Consider the following 16,990-nt stretch of genomic DNA (forward strand, 5'->3'; position numbering starts at 1 on the left):
GCGCGGCATGGGGGTGCCGGATGCATCTGACCAATGCGGTCAATATCTTCATCACCGTCTTCGCGGCGCTCTTTCCCATCGTCAATCCGCTCGGGACGGCGCCCATCTTCCTCACCTTCGTGCGCCGCTGCTCGCCGCAGGTGCGCGAGCGCGTGGCGCGCAGCGTGGCGATCTACGGCTTCCTGCTGCTGCTCGGGTCGCTGGCCATCGGCGCGCAGATCCTGCTGTTCTTCGGCATCTCGCTCCCCGTTCTGCGCATCGCCGGCGGCATGGTGGTGGCGGTGGTGGGCTGGAACATCCTGCACGAGGACGAGAACGCGACCAGCGTCACCAAGGGCGAGGAGTTGGACGAGGCGCGGGCGCAGGACGAGGCTTTCTATCCCCTCACCTTGCCGCTGACCGTCGGCCCCGGCTCCATCGCCGCGACCGTCGCGCTGGCCGCCGGCCACACGCCGACCTGGAAGACCGACCCGCTCTTCCAGCTCTCCACCGTTCTCGGCGCAGTCGCGGGGCTGCTGGCGGTGGCGCTGACGGTCTATTTCTCCTTCCGCGAGGCCCCGACCCTGGAGCGCGTGCTGGGGAAGACCGGCACCAATGTGCTGGTACGCCTGTTCGCCTTCATCCTGTTCGCCATCGGCGTGCAGATCATCTGGATGGGTGTCCATGCGCTCATCATGGACCTGCCGCGCTGAGGGCGGACGCCGGACCCGCCCTGATCCTGCTAGAACGGTGCATCTCTCCTGCCGCTCCGGAGTCGCGCCATGTCCCATCTCCATCCCCCCATCCACCGCGTCGCCGTGATCGGAGCCGGGACCATCGGTGCGAGCTGGGCCGCGCTCTTCCTGTCGCGCGGACTGGAGGTGGTGGTGAGCGATCCCGCCCCCGGCGCGCGCGAGGCGACGCAGGCGCTCATTTCCGGCGCCTGGCCGGTGCTCTCGCAGCTCGGCGGCGAAAGCTGGATCGCCCCCACCTCGTGGCGCTTCGAGCCGGACCCCGTGGCGGCAGTCGAGGGCGCCGATTTCGTTCAGGAGAACGCGCCCGAGCGCTATGAGGTGAAGCAGAAGCTGTTTCCCGCCCTCGACGCGGTGCTGCCGCCGGAGGTGGTGATCGCCTCCTCCTCCTCCGGCCTGTTGGCGAGCCGCATCTCCGAGGGCTGCCGCCACCGCGAGCGCTGCCTCATCGGCCATCCCTTCAACCCGCCCCATCTTATCCCGCTGGTGGAGGTGGTGGGCGGCGCGCACGCGAGTCGCGACGCCATCGCGCGGGCCATGGCCTTCTACCGCTGGCTCGGCAAGCACCCCATCGAGATCCGCAAGGAAGTGCCCGGTCATGTGGCGAACCGCCTTCAGGCGGCCCTGTGGCGCGAGGCGATCCATCTGGTGGCGGAGGGCGTCGCCTCGGTGGAGGACGTGGACGCCGCCGTCTCCGAGGGGCCGGGCCTGCGCTGGGCGCTCATGGGCCAGCACATGACCTTCCATCTCGGCGGCGGCGCGGGCGGGCTCGGGCACTTCATGCACCACCTGCTGCCGGCGGTGGAGACGTGGTGGGACGACCTCGGCGCCCCGGCCATGACGGAAGAGTTACAGGCCGCTCTCGTGGCCGGCGTGGAGGCCGAGGCCGCCGGCCGCTCCATGACGGAGCTGGCGCAGCGGCGCGACGCGCTGCTCACCCAGATCGTCGCCCTCAAGCACGCCGCCGACGTCCGCGACGAGCAGGCCGAGATCAGCGCCCGGCTGGACGAGGCGCTGGAGGAGAGCTTCCCCGACAGCGATCCCATCGCGGTGCGCGGCGACGATTGAGGGCGCGCATCCCGCCATCGGAACTGAGCGAAAAAGAAAGGCCGCCGCGAGCCGGAGCCCGCGGCGGCCTTTCCTGTTTCTTTCCTCACCCGCCGCGCGCGAGCGCGGCGCAGAGGGATCAGGCGAGCGACTTGATCGCGGCCTTGCCGGCGTAGCGGGCGGAGTCGCCCAGTTCCTGCTCGATGCGCAGCAGTTGGTTGTACTTGGCGGTGCGGTCCGAGCGGGCCAGCGAGCCGGTCTTGATCTGCCCGCAATTGGTCGCCACCGCGAGGTCGGCGATGGTGGAATCCTCGGTCTCGCCCGAGCGGTGGGACATGACGGCGCGATAGCCGGCCTTGTGGGCCATCTCGACCGCATCGAGGGTCTCGGTGAGGGAGCCGATCTGGTTCACCTTGACGAGGATGGCGTTGCCCACGCCGTCCTTGATGCCGCGCGACAGACGCTCGACATTGGTGACGAACAGGTCGTCGCCCACCAGCTGGCACTTGGAGCCGATGGTGTCGGTGAGCAGCTTCCAGCCGGCCCAGTCGTCCTCGGCCATGCCGTCCTCGATGGTGACGATGGGATAGCCGGCGACGAGCTGGGCCAGATACTTCACCTGGGCCTCGATGTCGCGCACCTTGCCCTCGCCCTCATAATGATAGGCGCCGTCCTTGAAGAACTCGGTGGAGGCGCAGTCGAGGCCGATGAACACGTCCTCGCCCGGCTTGAAGCCGGCCTTCTCGATGGCGCCCATCACGAAGTCCAGCGCCGCCTCGGCGGAAGCGAGGTTGGGGGCGAAGCCGCCCTCATCGCCCACATTGGTGTTATGGCCGGCGCTCTTCAGGCCGCTCTTCAGCGTGTGGAAGATCTCCGCGCCCCAGCGCAGGCCTTCCGCGAAGGAGGAGGCGCCGGCGGGCAGGATCATGAATTCCTGGAAGTCGATGGGGTTGTCCGCGTGGGCGCCGCCATTGACGATGTTCATCATCGGCACCGGCAGCACGCGGGCGTTCACGCCGCCCACATAGCGGTAGAGCGACAGGCCGCTCGCCTGCGCGGCAGCCTTGGCCACCGCCAACGATACGCCGAGAATGGCATTGGCGCCGAGGCGGGCCTTGTTGGGGGTGCCGTCGAGCCCGAGCAGCACCGCGTCGATGTGGGCCTGGTCCTCGGCCTCGTAGCCACCGACGGCGTCGAAGATCTCGCCGTTCACCGCATCCACGGCCTTGGACACGCCCTTGCCGAGATACCGGCTGTTGTCGCCGTCGCGCAGTTCCACGGCCTCATGGGCACCGGTCGAGGCGCCGGAGGGGACCGCGGCGCGGCCGAGGGAGCCGTCTTCCAGCACCACGTCCACCTCGACGGTGGGATTGCCGCGGCTGTCGAGAATCTCGCGGCCGATGATATCGACGATGGCGGTCATGAAGGTTCCTTCCCTTGATATCCCGCGGCGGCGAGCGGCGGCGGCCTGATGGCTGCCATCGGGGCCGTGACGGACCCCCTCACTCTTCAACCTCGCCCGCCCCCGGGAATGGAAGGCGAGGCGCCCTCCAGGCGCCGTGCTTCTAGCGCGAACCTTCGCGGATGCGAAGGGGCTTGATCGCAAACAGGTGATCGGTCGCAAAACCGCCCGACGGCGGTTGAACATTGCCGGCCCGAAAGCTATGCCGCCGATCCATTCCCGAGGAAGCGTGATGACCGACCGCCCGTTGCAGCTCGGCGCCCAGAGCGCCCTGCCCCCGTCGCCCGAGGAGGCGGTGCTCGACCGCGTGCCTAATCCCCACCCCGATGCCGATTACGTGGCGCGCTTTACCTGTCCGGAATTCACCTCGCTCTGCCCGGTGACGGGACAGCCGGATTTCGCGCATCTCGTCATCGACTACGTGCCGAACCTGCATCTCGTGGAGTCCAAGTCGCTCAAGCTCTATCTCGGCAGCTTCCGCAACCATGGCGCGTTCCACGAGGATTGCACCGTTGCGGTCGGCAAAAGGCTGGTGAGCCTGCTGGAGCCGCGCTTCCTGCGCATCGCCGGCTATTGGTATCCGCGCGGGGGCATTCCCATCGACGTGTTCTGGCAGACCGGAAAGCTGCCCGAGGGCGCCTGGCTGCCCGACACGGGGGTTGCGCCCTATCGCGGTCGCGGGTGAAGCTGGGGCTGACGGTCGCTTGAGACGGCCGCCGGGGGGACGAACGACGCCGCTGCGGGCCGGGGAGCCACGCAGCGCCGGCCAACCCGAGGGCATCAGCATGCCGAAGCTCATCGTGACCAACGGCGACAGCGCGGCCGACCGCCTGCGCGAGGCGGGGATCAAGGGCCACATCATCCCGTGGCGGGACATGCTGCATGACGGGCCGGTCCCCGCCGCCACCAGCCTCGACGATGTGTCGGACGTGCGCGCCGACTTCCTCTCCTCCGCCCTCGGCCTGCCGTTCGACGAGGTGCGGGCCGATTTCGCCCATCGCGACGCGCAGATGGAGGTGCATTCGGCCTATGGCGAGGTGGAGCTGTGGTTCGAGCACGATCTCTACGACCAGCTCCAGCTGATTCAGATCCTCGACTATCTCGCCCATGAGCCCGAGCGCATGGGCGTGAGCCTGGTGCAGGCTTCCCACTATCTCGCCGTGATGGAGCTTGAGGATCTGCGCGCCCTCGAAGCGCAGCGCACGCCGGTGACCCATCTTCAGATGGAGACCGCCCGGGAGGCGTGGGAAGCCTTCACCGCGCCGACGCCGCGTCCGCTCTCGACGTTCCTCGAACGCCCGCACGAGGCGCTGCCCTACCTCGCGCCCGCCCTCACCCGCCTCGTCTGCGAGCTGCCGGCGCCGGCCAGCGGCCTGTCGCTCACCGAGGAACGGATGCTGCGACATCTCTCCGCCGGGCCGATGAAGGTGGCGCATCTCTATGCTTCGGTGCATTCCATGGATCAGGCGCAGTTCCTCGCCGACCTGCCCTTCTTCCTGCGCCTCGACGGGCTCGCCTTCGCTCATGAGCCGCTCATCACCGGGCTGCCCTTCCGCTCCAGCGAGGCCCCGAGCCTCAGCTTCACGCCGGGTGAGGGCAGCGCGGCGGAGCGCAGCTACCGGGCCTATGCCGCCGCCGAGGTGTCCCTGACCCCCGCCGGGGCCGCCGCGCTCAAGGGCGCCTTCGACCACGCGGCCAACAATGCCGTGGAACGCCACCTCGGCGGCACGCGCATCTGCGCCGGCGCCATGTGGCGCTACGACCGGACCGCGGGGCGGCTGGTGCTGCCGAACTGAAGGGAGCCGCGCGGCTCAGCCCGCCTTGTCTTCCTCGGCGACCTGCTCGCTATGGGCCTTGAAGGCAGCGAAGGCGACCACCGTCAGCGGCGTCGCCAGCACCACGCCCAGCGCGCCGAAGATGCTGCCGAACGCGACCACCGCGAACAGCGTGACCGCCGGCGGCAGCGAGACCATGCGCTGCTGGAGCAAAGGCGTGATGATGTTGCTCTCCGCCTGCTGCACGCCCACGAACACGAGAAGCGTCCAAAGGCCCGTGTCCGCCCCCATGGTGAGGGCGATGAGGACGGCGGGGGCGGCGGCCATCACCGGGCCGATCATGGGCACGAATTCGGCGAGGCCGGCGAACAGAGCGAGCGCCAGCGAGGACGGCACGCCCACGATGGTGAGGCCGATGAAGGTGAGCACGCCTACCACCACCATGGCGATGAGCTGCGCCTTCAGGAAGTGCCGCAGATCTTCCGACACCAGCGCCAGCCGCCGGTCCGCCGCCGCGCGCTCGGACGGCCGCCACAGGGACAGGAACATGCGGCGGTAGAGATCCGGCGAGACCGCGAAATAGATGCCGCCCACCACCACCAGGAAGGTGCCGAGCACCACCTGAAACAGATTGGAGGTGAAGCCCTGCACGAACGAGAGCACGGTCTCGCCGGAAGGGGCCGCCGCTTCCGCCCGTTTCAGGAGGTCATCGCTCATCCCCTCCAGATGGAAGCGCCGCTCGAAGGCGGTCCAGGCGGTGGGCAGCTCGTTCACCAGCTGCGCGACCTGGGTCTGGATGGTCGAGCCGAACAGATAAAGCGCCAGCCCGAGCCCGCCGAAGACGATGATGCCCACCGGAATCACCGCATAGCGCTCGGGAAAGCGCGTCCATTTGGCGAAGGGCTCGGCGAGCGCGTGGAGCGCAAGCGAGACGAGGCAGGCGGCGAACACCTGGAGGATCACGTCGTAGATCTTCCAGGAAAGCCAGCCGAGGGCGATGACGATGCACGCAATGGCAACGCGGCGTGCCACATCCCGGTCCGAAATCATGCTGCCCCCAGATGCGCGCGGACGTTCGACGCGATTGCGGCTTCATACCGCGAAACCATGACGCCCGCACCGTCACGCAGGCAGGGGAGCCTCAGAACGGACGGAACACCGCCCGCACGAGGTCCAAGGTGCGGCACGCGGCCTTGTCGTTCGGATCGGCCATGAGGCGCTGCATGGCGTCAAAGGTCTGCCCGGCGAGCAGGCCGCGCCAGCTGGTGCGGGAGGGGGGCGGCAGGGCGTGATGGCGCAGGCCCGGCTTGAGCGTGCCGTCGATCTCTGCGAGGCTTTCGGCGGAAAGCTGCGGCCACGGCTCGCCCAATTGGCGCGCGGCGCGGTCCATGGTGCCGCGCCAGTCGGCCATGAGTCCGTCGAAGGCGATGACGGTGCGCGGCATCCCGCGCGTCGCGATCTCGCAATCGAGCGTGTAGCGCAGCCAGATGCCGAGCCCCTTGCCGAGATCGAACCTGTCGCGCTTGGTGATGGAGGCCGCCACCTCCACCGGATTGCGCAGCGCCAGCAGCGGCACGATGCGATAGCCCGCTTCCTTCAGTACCGGCTCATAGATCGCCATGAGGCGGGAGATGCGCGGGTCCTTGAGGACGATATCGGGCGCATCGCCATATTCGTCCGCGAGCGCGCGGCGCACCTCGTCCAGGAGGCCGGTGCGGCGGGCCACCGCCATCACATCCTCCCGCATGCGCTTGCGCGAGGACCATTTGTGGCCGCAGGCCTTCAGGATGCGTTCGTCGAGGTCCATGAAGACCTCGCTCTCCCAGAACCCCGCCTCATTGGCCTCGGTGGCAGCCATGAGGGTCTTGGGGGCGGAAAAGCCCATCAGGTTGATGATGCGGGTGAGCGCCGATGTGCCGCTGCGGTGCATGCCGAGCACGAGGACGGCGCGCTTTTCCTGTGTCACTTGCTGATGTCCTCAGACAAGGCGGGGCCGGCGGGTGGCCATAAGCCCAATTCGGCAATGTCCATAAACTCAGTGCTAGGCGGCTTCAACCGCCACGACGCCGGGAATAGCCTTGATCGCCCCGGCGATCTGGGGCGACACGGAATACTTGCCCGGCAGGCTTACCTCCACCTCGGCATGGGCATCGTCCACCAGCAGGATCAGGCTCACCTCGCCCGCGCCCTTCTCCCCCGCCTTGCCGTCCGCCAGGCGTCGCGCGATACCCTCGATGGGCTCGGGCGAGCGCAGGAAGATGCGCAGGCCCTTCTGGTGCTTGGCGGTAACGGGATCGAGCTTTTCGCACGAATTGATGCGCACCCGCACATCCTCGCCGTTCATCTCGGCCGCGACCATCATGAGCAGCGGCGTGCCGGGCTCCAGCAGGTCACGGTAATGCGCGAGGCCTTCGGAGAAGATCACCGCCTCGTAATGGCCGGACGGGTCGGAGAGGCCGACGATGCCCATGCGGGTGCCGGACTTGGTGCGCCGCTCCTGCTTGGAGACCACCGTCGCCGCCAGCCGTCCCGCCGCCGCGCCCGAGCGCACCGCGCGGGAGAAGTCGGCGAAGGACTGCACGCGCATCTTCTTCAGCGCTTCGGCGTAATCGTCCAGCGGATGGCCGGTGAGGAAGAAGCCGATGGAATCATATTCCCGCTGCAGCCGCTCCGAGGGCAGCCAGGGCGACGCCTCCGGGATGGGCAATGACGCAGCCGCGGCCGGGCCGGAGCCGAACATATCATTCTGGCCGGACTGGGCGTTCGCCTCCACCCGCTGCGCCTCGGCCACGATGGGTTCGATGGCGGCGAAGGCGCGGGCGCGGTTCTTCTCCAGCACGTCGAAGCAGCCGGCGGCCATCAGGCTTTCCAGCGTGCGCTTGTTCACGAGCTTCACCGGCAGGCGCGCCGCGAAATCGCCGAACGAGCGGAACGGCCGGTCGCCCCGCGCCTTCTCCAGCGCCTCCACCGCCGCCTCGCCCACGCCCTTGATGGCGGCCATGGCGTAGATGATCTTGCCGTCCTTCACGCCGAACTCGCGGGCGGAGAGGTTGATGTTCGGCGGCACCACCTCGATGCCGAGGCGCTGCGCCTCCTGGCGGAATTCGGCGAGCTTGTCGGTGTTGCCCTTGTCCAGCGTCATGGAGGCGGCGAGGAATTCGGTGGCGTAGTTCGCCTTGAGCCATGCGGTCTGGTAGGCGACGAGCGCGTAGGCCGCCGCGTGGGACTTGTTGAAGCCGTAGTCGGCGAATTTCGCCAGCAGGTCGAAGATGGTGTCCGCCTGCGCCTTCTCGATGCCCCGCCCGGCAGCGCCGGAGACGAAGCGCTCGCGCTGCTTCTCCATCTCGGCGCGGATCTTCTTGCCCATGGCGCGGCGCAGCAGGTCGGCTTCGCCCAGCGAATAGCCGGCCATGGCCTGCGCGATCTGCATCACCTGTTCCTGATAGATGATGACGCCGAACGTCTCCTTCAGGTACGGCTCCAGCATGGGGTGGAGATAGTCCGGCTTCGCCCGCCCGTGCTTGCAGTCGCAATAGACCGGGATGTTGGCCATGGGGCCGGGCCGGTAGAGGGCGACGAGGGCGACGATGTCCTCGATGCGGTCGGCCTTCATGTCCACGAGGGCTCGGCGCATGCCCGCGCTTTCCACCTGGAACACGCCCACCGTCTCGCCCTTGCCGAGCATGTGGTAGGTCTTGGCATCGTCCAGCGGAATCTTGGAGATATCGAGGTCGATGCCCCGCTGGCGCACCAGCTTCACCGCCTTCTCGATGGTGGTGAGGGTCTTGAGGCCGAGGAAGTCGAACTTCACCAGCCCGGCCTGCTCTACCCACTTCATGTTGTACTGGGTGACCGGCATGTCCGACTTGGGATCGCGATAGAGCGGCACCAGCTCATGGAGCTGGCGATCGCCGATCACGATGCCGGCGGCGTGGGTGGAGGCGTGGCGGTTCAGCCCCTCCAGCTTCACCGCGATGTCGAAGGCGCGCTTGACCACCTCTTCCTGGTCGCGCGCCGCCTGCAGGCGCGGCTCGTCCTCGATGGCCTGCTTGAGGGTGACGGGATTGGCCGGGTTCTGCGGCACGAGCTTGCAGAGCTTGTCCACCTGCCCATAGGGCATTTCCAGCACGCGCCCCACGTCGCGCAGCACGCCGCGCGCCTGAAGCGTGCCGAAGGTGATGATCTGCGCCACCTGCGCGCGGCCGTAGCGCTCCTGCACGTAGCGGATCACCTCGTCGCGGCGCTCCTGGCAGAAGTCCACGTCGAAGTCGGGCATGGACACGCGGTCCGGGTTCAGGAAGCGCTCGAACAGCAGGCCGAACCGGAGTGGGTCGAGGTCGGTGATCTGGAGCGAATAGGCCACCAGCGAGCCGGCGCCCGAGCCACGCCCCGGCCCCACGGGAATATCGTGCGCCTTGGCCCATTTGATGAAGTCCGACACGATGAGGAAGTAGCCGGGGAACTTCATCTTGGTGATGACCGAGACCTCGTAGGCGAGGCGCTCGTGATAGGCGGCCTCGTCCAGTCCCGGGGCCGGGCCGTGCTTGGCGAGGCGATCGGCGAGCCCCTCCTCGGCCTGCCGCTTCAGCTCTGCCGCTTCCGCCTCCAGCGGATCGGAGCCCTCGGCCTTCTCGTCCGCCGTGGTGAAGCGGGGCAAGATGGGCTTCACCGTGCGCACGCGATAGGCGCAGCGCCTGGCGATCTCCACGGTGTTGGCGGTCGCCTCCGGCAGGTCCGCGAACAATTCCAGCATCTCGGCGCGGGTCTTGAAGCGATGCTCCGCCGTCAGCCGCCGCCGGTCGCCCTCCGAGAGCAGCCGCCCCTCGGCGATGGCGAGGAGGCCGTCATGGGCCTCATAGTCCGATTTCGCGGCGAAGAAGGGCTCGTTGGCCGCCACCAGCGGAATGCCCTTGGCGTAAGCCAGCTCCAGCAACGCCGGCTCGGCCAGCCGCTCGGTATCGGCGCCGTGCCTCTGTACCTCCACATAGAGCCGGTCGCCGAACAGGGAGGTCAGCAGGTCCAGCCGGTCCGCCGCCATTTCCGGATGGCCGCCGACGATGGCGCGGTCGAGCGGCCCGGAGGGTCCGCCGGTGAGGCAGATGAGGCCGTCGTTCGCCTCTGCCAGCCAGTCGGGCAGGATGCGCGGCTCGTCCTCGCTCGCGGTTTCGAGGAAGGAGCGGGAAACGAGGCGCATGAGGTTGCGCCAGCCGGCATCATTCTGGGCCAACAGAACCACGCGCGGCTTCTTCGGCCTGAGCCCGCCGCGCGGCCCGGCCGGGTCCGGCAGATCGAGGGCCAGCGACACGCCGGGAATGGGCTGGATGCCCGAGCCCGACATCTTCTCGGAGAATTCCAGCGCGCCGAAGAGATTGCCGGTGTCCGTGAGGCCAATGGCCGGCTGATAGTCCGCCTTCGCCAGATCCGCCAACTTGCCGACGGAGAGCGCGCCCTCCAGCAGCGAATAGGAGGAATGGACGTGCAGGTGGATGAAGCCGGGATCGCTGGCCATGGGACTTGGGGGTGCCGTTCGCTGAGCGGGAGAATCGTTCTCCCTTAAGGTAGCCCCGTTTGCCGCGCGCGAAAGGTCATGCGGCGTCCGTGCCCGCTATCCTCCGGCCCGTCGGGGGCTATTCTGGCGAAAACTCGTCGGAGCCGACATGACGCGGTCGCTTCTCGCCAATTGGGTATTCTGGGCCGTCCTCTCGGCCGCCTTCGCCGCGCTCACCGCCATCTTCGCAAAGGTGGGCGTGGCGGGCGTCGATTCCGATTTCGCGACGCTCATCCGCACCGTCGTCATCCTCGCTCTTGTGGCGGCCATCGCGGGGATGCGCGGAGCATGGCAGCCGGTGGCCGAGGTGCCGGGGCGCACATGGCTATTCCTGCTGCTGTCCGGGCTTGCCACCGGCGCGTCGTGGCTGTGCTACTTCCGCGCGCTGAAGATGGGCGATGCCGCCCGCGTTGCGCCGGTGGATAAGCTCAGCGTGGTGCTCGTCGCCGTGTTCGGCGTGATCTTCCTGGGCGAGAAGCTCTCGGCGGTGGCGGCGGTGGGGGTCGCACTCATCGCGGCCGGGGCGGTGCTGGTCGCACTGGGCTGAGGGCAGCCTTCAGAAGTGGCTGTAGCTGCCGCTGCCGAGATCGAGGGGATGGCCACCGGCATCGGTCACGTCGAGCCCGCTGCCCGCCCGCGTCTCGCCGATCAGCGCCACGGGCACGCCGGCCTGCGCCGCCTCAAGGGTGAATTGGGGCACGGCGGCATGGGGCACGCAAGCGAGGATCTCGTAATCATCGCCGCCCGACAGCGCCACGGCGAAGAGGGCGGGATCAGCCTTCACGGACGCCGCAGCCGCCGCCGAGAGGGGCACGCGCCGCGCTTCCACTTTGCCGCCGCAGCCGGAGGCAGAGAGCATCTTGGCGAGGTCGCCGGCGAGACCGTCCGAAACATCCATGGCGGACGCCGCATGCCGGCGCAGCACGGGCGCGAGCGCGAGGCGCGGCTGCGGGTTCAGATAGCGGTCGAGGAGATGCGCGCGCTGCTCGCCGGAGAGCCCGGCGAAGGCCGGCGCATCGCCATCCTGCCGCAGCCTGAGGCCCAAGGCGGCATCGCCGATGGTACCGGAGACGAAGATGGCCATGCCCGCCTGCGCGCCGGTGCGCGGCACGAACTCACCCTTCGGCACCACGCCCAACGCCGTGATGGTGATGGTGACCGGACCGGGCGTGGACACCGTATCGCCGCCGAGGATGGGACAGGAAAAGGCGTCCGCATCTGCGCCGAGGCCTGCGGCGAAGGCTTCCATCCACGCATCGGGCGTGCCCTTGGGCAGAGCGATGGCCATCAGTGCGCCGATCGGCAGGGCGCCCTTGGCGGCGAGATCGGAAAGGTTCACCCGCAGCGCCTTGCGGGCGATGGCAGCGGGCGGATCATCGGGGAAGAAATGCACCCCTGCGACCACCGCGTCCTTGGTCAGGACCAGATCGCAGCCGGGCGGCGGGGAGAGGAGCGCGGCGTCGTCCAGAAGGCCGAGCGCGCCCTGCGACCCGGCGATGGGGCGGAAGTAGCGGGCGATGAAGCGATCCTCGCCCGAGCCGCCGCCCTCCATCTCAGGCGCCCCGGAACTCGTCGGGGCGCAGCTCATGCGCCAGCGCGTCGAGCACGGCATTGACCATGCCGGTCTCGTCGCGGTCGAGGAAGGCGCCGGCGACGTTCACATATTCGGTGATGACCACGCGGGCGGGCGGATCCTTCGCCATCAGTTCGAAGGCCCCAGCGCGCAGCACCGCGCGCAGCACGGCTTCCACCCGCTTGAGCGGCCAGCCCTTGGTGAGGGTGCCATCTACCAGCGGATCGATCTGGCGCTGGGCGTTGAGCACGCCCTCCACCACCGAGCGGAACAGCCGGCGGTCGGCTTCGGGAAACTCGATGCCCTCCACTTCCTGCCCGAGCCAATGGCTCTCGAACTCGGCGAGCACGTCGTTGAGTGGCGTGGCGGCCATATCCATCTGGTAGAGCGCCTGCACCGCGCCGAGGCGGGCCGCGCTCTTCTTCATGGGCTTGGCTGGAACGTCCCTGGCGGGCGCGTCCTTGGCTGGGTCCTTCATGGCGGTCACGCTTCCAGCCGGCGTTTCAGCCGCAGCAGGCTGAGCGCGGCCTCGGCGGCGCCGCCGCCCTTGTTGCCCTCGACGAGGCGAGCGCGTTCCCAAGCCTGCGCCTCGGTGTCCACGGTGAGGATGCCGTTGCCCACCGGCAGCGCGTGGGCAAGGCCCAGCTCCATCAGGCCGCGCGCGGATTCGCCCGCCACGATCTCGAAATGATAGGTCTCGCCGCGAATGACCACGCCGAGGCCCACCACCGCATCCACCGGCTCACCACCCTCTTCGGAGGCGGCGATGGCGATCTCGGCGGCAACCGGAATCTCCAGCGCGCCGGGAACGGTGATGACCTCCACCGCGACGCCCGCGGCCTCCAGCACGGCGCGGGCACCGGCGAGAAGTTCGTCGGCCAGCGCCTCGTAATAGCGGCCTTCGACGATGACGACGCGCGCGCCTTCGAGCGCGGGGTCGGCTTCGACGGCGGTTTCCCTGCGCGTCGTGACCATGGGCATTCTCCGAAACTTGAACGGCGCACGGCGCCGGAATTGGGCGTGAGCCCTACCCGGCCCGGGGGAACTCCGCAAGCCGGGCGGCGTAGCGGGCCATCAGGTCCGCCTCGAAATTCACCGTGTCCCCCGCCTTCACGCCGCCCCAGGTGGTGACCGCGAGCGTGTGGGGAATGAGCAGGCAGGAGAAGGTGTTGCCGTTCACCTCGTTCACCGTCAGCGAGGTGCCGTCGAGCGCCACCGAGCCCTTGGCCGCGACGAAGCGCGCCAGTCTCTCCGGCACCTCGAACACGAAGCGCGTGGTGGTGCCCAAATCCTCCCGCGACACCACCTTCGCCGTGCAGTCCACATGGCCGGACACCATGTGCCCGCCCAGTTCGTCGCCCATCTTGAGCGAGCGCTCCAGATTGATGCGCTCACCCTCGGCCCAGCCAGAAACGGTGGTGATGGCCAGCGTCTCGGGCGCCGCATCCACGGTGAAGAGCGTTGCGCGGGGGCCGCCCGCCGTCACCGAGGTGACGGTCAGGCACACGCCCGCATGGGCGATGGACGCGCCGATGTCGATGCCCGCGGCCTCGAATCCGGTGGCGACGGTGAGGGTCTTCACCTCGCCTTTCGTCTCCACCTTCACGAGTTCGCCCATGTCGGTCACGATGCCGGTGAACATCTCAGCGTCTCCACAAGCGCACGAGGTGGTCGGCGCCCAGCTCGGCGCGCTCCACCTCGGCAAATCCCACCGGCTGGGTCAGCCGGATAAGCGGGCGTCCGGCAAGGGCGGGGAAAGCATCCGACCCCAGAATGACGGGGCTGCGGAAGACGGCCACCTCATCCACCACGCCGGCTTCCAGGAAGCGGGCGGCCGTGGTCGGCCCCCCTTCGACCATCAGGCGGGTGAGGCCGAGCAGGCCCAGCAGCTTGACCATGGCCGGGATATGGATGCGCCCGTCCGCCCCACGGGGCGCGCGCAGCACCTCGACGCCGCGCTCGTTCAGCGCAGCCGCGCGATGGGCGGGGGCATCCTCTGCGGCGATCACCCACAGCGGAACGTCGCAGGCGGTGCGCACGAGGGCGGAGGTGAGCGGTATGTCCAATTCGGCATCCAGCACGAGCCGCACCGGCGAGCGCGATTCATAGCCCTCCAGCCGGCAGGTGAGCATGGGGTCGTCGGCCAGCACCGTGCCCAGCCCGACCAGGATCGCGTCCGTATGGGCGCGCATGAGATGCGCCCGCGCCCGCGCCTCGGGACCGGTGACGACGGCCGGCTTCGGCCCGGCATGGGCGGCCTTGCCATCGGCGGAGACGGCCATCTTCACCATCACATGGGGGCGGCCCTCGGTGACGCGGCGGATGTGGCCGGCGTGATCGAAGAGCGCCTGCTCGGCCCCCACCCCCACAGTGACCCAGATGCCGGCGGCGCGCAGACGGGCGACGCCCCTGCCCTTCACCCGATGGTCGGGGTCCTCGATGGCGGCGACCACCCGGCTGACCCCGGCGGCGATGACGGCATCGGCGCAGGGGGGCGTACGGCCGTGGTGGGAGCAGGGCTCCAGCGTGACATAGAGCGTCGATCCGCGTGCCAATTCACCGGCGGCGGCGAGGGCCAGCGGCTCGGCATGGGGGCGGCCGGTGGGGGCGGTGGCGGCGCTGGAGACGATGCGCGGCACGCCGTCCACATGCTGCACCACCACGGCGCCGACGGAGGGATTGGGCCAGGTGCGGCCGAGGCCGGTCTGGCCCACCTTCAGCGCCTCGGCCATGAACAGCTCGTCCTCGCGGGGCGACAGGACGGGCGCGGAGGCGGCCGGGCGCACGTTCATTCCCCGCCCCGTGGCGCGGGCCGGGCGCGCGGCTTGTCCGCAGCGGACGGCGCCTCGGTGCCGGGATCGAGGGTGCGCGGCTCGCCCTCGTGGGAGAGCTCGGCGAGGGCGTTCTCAAAGTCCTTGGCCTCGCGGAAATTGCGGTACACCGAGGCGAACCGCACATAGGCCACGTCGTCCAGCTGCTTCAGGCCCTCCATCACCATCTCGCCGATGGTCTCGGAGGTGATGTCGCCTTCGCCCACGCTTTCCAGCTGGCGCACGATGCCGTTGAGCATCCGCTCCACGCGCTCATTGTCCACCGGGCGCTTGCGCAAAGCGACGCTGACGGACTTCTCCAGCTTCTCCCGCTCGAACGGCACGCGCCGGCCGGAGCGCTTGAGCACCATCAGCTCGCGCAGCTGCACCCGCTCGAACGTGGTGAAGCGGCCGCCGCAATCGGGACAGATGCGGCGGCGGCGGATGGCGGTGTTGTCCTCCGTCGGCCGGGAATCGCGCACCTGCGTCTCAAGGCCGCCGCAATAGGGGCACCGCATCCGTCACGCCTTCCCGGTCGTCGATCCTCAGGGATAGATGGGGAAGCGGGCGAGCAGGGTCGAGACCTTCTCGCGCACCGCGGCCTCGACCAGGCTGTCCTCGTCGGTGCCCTTCTGGGAGAGCACGTCGAGCACCTCGGCGATGAGGTTGCCCACCTGCTGGAACTCCGCCACCCCGAAGCCGCGGGTGGTGCCCGCGGGAGTGCCGAGGCGCACGCCGGAGGTCACGAACGGCTTCTCGGGATCGAACGGGATGCCGTTCTTGTTGCAGGTGATGTGCGCGCGCCCGAGCGCGGCCTCGGAGACCTTGCCGGTGAGGCGCTTGGGGCGCAGATCCACCAGCATGAGGTGGGTGTCGGTGCCGCCGGACACGATGGCGAAGCCGTGGCCCTTCAGGGTCTCGGCCAGCGCCTTGGCGTTCTCCACCACGTTCTTCGCATAGAGCTTGAACTCGGGCCGCAGAGCCTCGCCGAACGCCACCGCCTTGGCGGCGATGACGTGCATCAGCGGGCCGCCCTGGATGCCGGGGAAGATGGCCGAATTGACCTTCTTGGCGATGCCCTCGTCATTGGTGAGGATCATGCCGCCGCGCGGGCCGCGCAGGGTCTTGTGGGTGGTGGTGGTTACCACATGGGCGTGCGGGAACGGGCTCGGATGCGCGCCGCCGGCGACGAGGCCCGCGAAGTGCGCCATGTCCACCATCAGCAGCGCGCCGACGGAATCAGCAATGGCGCGCATCTTGGCGAAGTCGATGATGCGCGGATAGGCGGAGCCACCGGCCACGATGAGCTTCGGCTTATGCTCATCGGCGAGCTTCGCCACCTCTTCGTAGTCGATGCGCTGGTCGTCCTCGCGCACGGTGTAAGGCACGGGCTTGAACCACTTGCCGGACATGTTCACCGGCGAGCCGTGGGTCAGGTGTCCGCCCGCCGCGAGGTTCAGGCCGAGGAAGGTGTCGCCGGGCTGGAGCAGCGCGAAGAAAACGCCCTGGTTCGCCTGGCTGCCGGAATTGGGCTGCACGTTGGCGAAGCCGCAGCCGAACAGCTTCTTGGCGCGGTCGATGGCGAGGTTCTCGGCCACGTCCACGAACTGGCAGCCGCCATAATAGCGCTTGCCCGGATAGCCCTCGGCATACTTGTTGGTGAGCACGGAGCCCTGAGCCTCGAGCACGGCGCGCGAGACGATGTTCTCGGAGGCGATCAGCTCGATCTCGTCCCGCTGGCGACCCAGCTCCGCTTTCACCGCGCCGGCGATCTCGGGGTCGGTCTCGGCGAGAGAGGCGGTGAAGAAGCGGTTCATTTCCTCCGAGACGGAGGAGCGGTTCGCGTCCTGCGAGGCCATGGCAGGTCTCCGGTGATGGCGTGGAGGCTCCCGGCTAGGGCGGCTGGCGCCCGACCGGAGCGGACCCTGCGCTTATCACAGGGCGAAGGTGAAGTCCAAAACCGGCGGGTGCGGCGTGTGGCCTTCCCCCCTCAAGCGCGGCGAGCGCGCTCCACCTGTGGTTGAGAGTGTCCATTTACCGGAGA

Annotated in this window: 16 protein-coding genes; 5 read left to right on the forward strand and 11 right to left on the reverse strand. The window is 68.9% G+C overall.

Annotation, left to right across the window (positions count from 1 at the left end):
* Positions 1-20: 20 nt before the first annotated feature.
* Together V5F63_RS13130 and V5F63_RS13135 are read left to right on the forward strand one after the other, a co-directional pair.
* A complete protein-coding gene (locus V5F63_RS13130; RefSeq protein WP_209489555.1) occupies positions 21-692 on the forward strand; it encodes a MarC family protein in 672 nt (223 codons plus the stop codon).
* A 69-nt stretch (positions 693-761) separates the two neighbouring features.
* Entirely contained in the window at positions 762-1,799 is a 1,038-nt protein-coding gene (locus V5F63_RS13135; protein WP_394102408.1) for a 3-hydroxyacyl-CoA dehydrogenase NAD-binding domain-containing protein, read from the forward strand.
* A 118-nt stretch (positions 1,800-1,917) separates the two neighbouring features.
* On the opposite strand, the gene eno is transcribed toward V5F63_RS13135, so the two are convergent.
* Positions 1,918-3,201, reverse strand: coding sequence for a phosphopyruvate hydratase (eno, locus tag V5F63_RS13140; protein ID WP_394102407.1), 1,284 nt, complete (start codon positions 3,199-3,201; stop codon positions 1,918-1,920).
* A 271-nt stretch (positions 3,202-3,472) separates the two neighbouring features.
* Here eno and queF point away from each other — a divergent pair, with 271 nt between their 5' ends.
* Both queF and V5F63_RS13150 read left to right on the forward strand, forming a co-directional pair.
* Positions 3,473-3,925 (forward strand): preQ(1) synthase, encoded by a 453-nt coding sequence (queF, locus tag V5F63_RS13145; RefSeq protein ID WP_209489561.1) that lies wholly within the window; start codon positions 3,473-3,475, stop codon positions 3,923-3,925.
* Positions 3,926-4,025: 100 nt separating this feature from the next.
* Positions 4,026-5,036, forward strand: coding sequence for a DUF1835 domain-containing protein (locus V5F63_RS13150; RefSeq protein ID WP_394102406.1), 1,011 nt, complete (start codon positions 4,026-4,028; stop codon positions 5,034-5,036).
* A gap of 15 nt (positions 5,037-5,051) precedes the next feature.
* Here the strand turns inward: V5F63_RS13150 and V5F63_RS13155 are convergent, their stop codons facing one another.
* The 3 genes from V5F63_RS13155 to dnaE form a co-directional block, all read right to left on the reverse strand.
* The gene (locus tag V5F63_RS13155; RefSeq protein ID WP_394102405.1) at positions 5,052-6,047 is read right to left on the reverse strand and encodes an AI-2E family transporter; all 996 of its coding nucleotides are present in this window, start codon (positions 6,045-6,047) and stop codon (positions 5,052-5,054) included.
* Between the two features lie 109 nt (positions 6,048-6,156).
* Positions 6,157-6,981, reverse strand: a complete 825-nt coding sequence (locus V5F63_RS13160; protein WP_394102404.1) for a sulfotransferase family protein — start codon at positions 6,979-6,981, stop codon at positions 6,157-6,159.
* A 75-nt stretch (positions 6,982-7,056) separates the two neighbouring features.
* Positions 7,057-10,524, reverse strand: a complete 3,468-nt coding sequence (gene dnaE, locus V5F63_RS13165) for a DNA polymerase III subunit alpha (protein WP_394102403.1) — start codon at positions 10,522-10,524, stop codon at positions 7,057-7,059.
* A gap of 148 nt (positions 10,525-10,672) precedes the next feature.
* Here dnaE and V5F63_RS13170 point away from each other — a divergent pair, with 148 nt between their 5' ends.
* Positions 10,673-11,110, forward strand: coding sequence for an EamA family transporter (locus tag V5F63_RS13170; RefSeq protein ID WP_394029255.1), 438 nt, complete (start codon positions 10,673-10,675; stop codon positions 11,108-11,110).
* Between the two features lie 9 nt (positions 11,111-11,119).
* On the opposite strand, the gene thiL is transcribed toward V5F63_RS13170, so the two are convergent.
* The 7 genes from thiL to glyA are packed head-to-tail and all read right to left on the reverse strand — an operon-like array spanning position 11,120 to position 16,805.
* Positions 11,120-12,151: a thiamine-phosphate kinase gene (gene thiL / locus V5F63_RS13175; protein ID WP_394102402.1), complete on the reverse strand. Its 1,032-nt coding sequence runs from the start codon at positions 12,149-12,151 to the stop codon at positions 11,120-11,122.
* Positions 12,117-12,614, reverse strand: coding sequence for a transcription antitermination factor NusB (gene nusB / locus V5F63_RS13180; protein WP_394029257.1), 498 nt, complete (start codon positions 12,612-12,614; stop codon positions 12,117-12,119). Before nusB ends, thiL begins: the two co-directional genes overlap by 35 nt.
* 5 nt (positions 12,615-12,619) lie before the next feature.
* Positions 12,620-13,111, reverse strand: a complete 492-nt coding sequence (gene ribH, locus V5F63_RS13185) for a 6,7-dimethyl-8-ribityllumazine synthase (RefSeq protein WP_209489575.1) — start codon at positions 13,109-13,111, stop codon at positions 12,620-12,622.
* A 52-nt stretch (positions 13,112-13,163) separates the two neighbouring features.
* Positions 13,164-13,778, reverse strand: coding sequence for a riboflavin synthase (locus V5F63_RS13190; protein ID WP_394102401.1), 615 nt, complete (start codon positions 13,776-13,778; stop codon positions 13,164-13,166).
* 1 nt (position 13,779) lies between these two features.
* Entirely contained in the window at positions 13,780-14,928 is a 1,149-nt protein-coding gene (gene ribD / locus V5F63_RS13195; RefSeq protein ID WP_394029258.1) for a bifunctional diaminohydroxyphosphoribosylaminopyrimidine deaminase/5-amino-6-(5-phosphoribosylamino)uracil reductase RibD, read from the reverse strand.
* Positions 14,925-15,464: a transcriptional regulator NrdR gene (gene nrdR, locus V5F63_RS13200; RefSeq protein ID WP_394102400.1), complete on the reverse strand. Its 540-nt coding sequence runs from the start codon at positions 15,462-15,464 to the stop codon at positions 14,925-14,927. Before nrdR ends, ribD begins: the two co-directional genes overlap by 4 nt.
* Before the next feature lie 27 nt (positions 15,465-15,491).
* Positions 15,492-16,805 carry a serine hydroxymethyltransferase gene (gene glyA / locus V5F63_RS13205; RefSeq protein WP_281066352.1) on the reverse strand — a complete coding sequence of 438 codons (1,314 nt, stop codon included), beginning with the start codon at positions 16,803-16,805 and terminating at the stop codon, positions 15,492-15,494.
* Positions 16,806-16,990 lie beyond the last annotated feature (185 nt).

Source organism: Xanthobacter wiegelii (assembly GCF_043193855.2).
Taxonomy (GTDB): domain Bacteria; phylum Pseudomonadota; class Alphaproteobacteria; order Rhizobiales; family Xanthobacteraceae; genus Xanthobacter; species Xanthobacter flavus_A.

Bases quoted from the DNA above. Each gene is read 5' to 3' on its own strand.
- V5F63_RS13130 (WP_209489555.1), top strand. From the start codon at position 21: ATGCATCTGACCAATGCGGTCAATATCTTCATCACCGTCTTCGCGGCG.
- V5F63_RS13135 (WP_394102408.1), top strand. From the start codon at position 762: ATGTCCCATCTCCATCCCCCCATCCACCGCGTCGCCGTGATCGGAGCC.
- eno (WP_394102407.1), bottom strand. From the start codon at position 3,201: ATGACCGCCATCGTCGATATCATCGGCCGCGAGATTCTCGACAGCCGC.
- queF (WP_209489561.1), top strand. From the start codon at position 3,473: ATGACCGACCGCCCGTTGCAGCTCGGCGCCCAGAGCGCCCTGCCCCCG.
- V5F63_RS13150 (WP_394102406.1), top strand. From the start codon at position 4,026: ATGCCGAAGCTCATCGTGACCAACGGCGACAGCGCGGCCGACCGCCTG.
- dnaE (WP_394102403.1), bottom strand. From the start codon at position 10,524: ATGGCCAGCGATCCCGGCTTCATCCACCTGCACGTCCATTCCTCCTAT.
- V5F63_RS13170 (WP_394029255.1), top strand. From the start codon at position 10,673: ATGACGCGGTCGCTTCTCGCCAATTGGGTATTCTGGGCCGTCCTCTCG.
- thiL (WP_394102402.1), bottom strand. From the start codon at position 12,151: ATGAGCTGCGCCCCGACGAGTTCCGGGGCGCCTGAGATGGAGGGCGGC.
- nusB (WP_394029257.1), bottom strand. From the start codon at position 12,614: ATGAAGGACCCAGCCAAGGACGCGCCCGCCAGGGACGTTCCAGCCAAG.
- ribH (WP_209489575.1), bottom strand. From the start codon at position 13,111: ATGGTCACGACGCGCAGGGAAACCGCCGTCGAAGCCGACCCCGCGCTC.
- V5F63_RS13190 (WP_394102401.1), bottom strand. From the start codon at position 13,778: ATGTTCACCGGCATCGTGACCGACATGGGCGAACTCGTGAAGGTGGAG.
- ribD (WP_394029258.1), bottom strand. From the start codon at position 14,928: ATGAACGTGCGCCCGGCCGCCTCCGCGCCCGTCCTGTCGCCCCGCGAG.
- nrdR (WP_394102400.1), bottom strand. From the start codon at position 15,464: ATGCGGTGCCCCTATTGCGGCGGCCTTGAGACGCAGGTGCGCGATTCC.
- glyA (WP_281066352.1), bottom strand. From the start codon at position 16,805: ATGGCCTCGCAGGACGCGAACCGCTCCTCCGTCTCGGAGGAAATGAAC.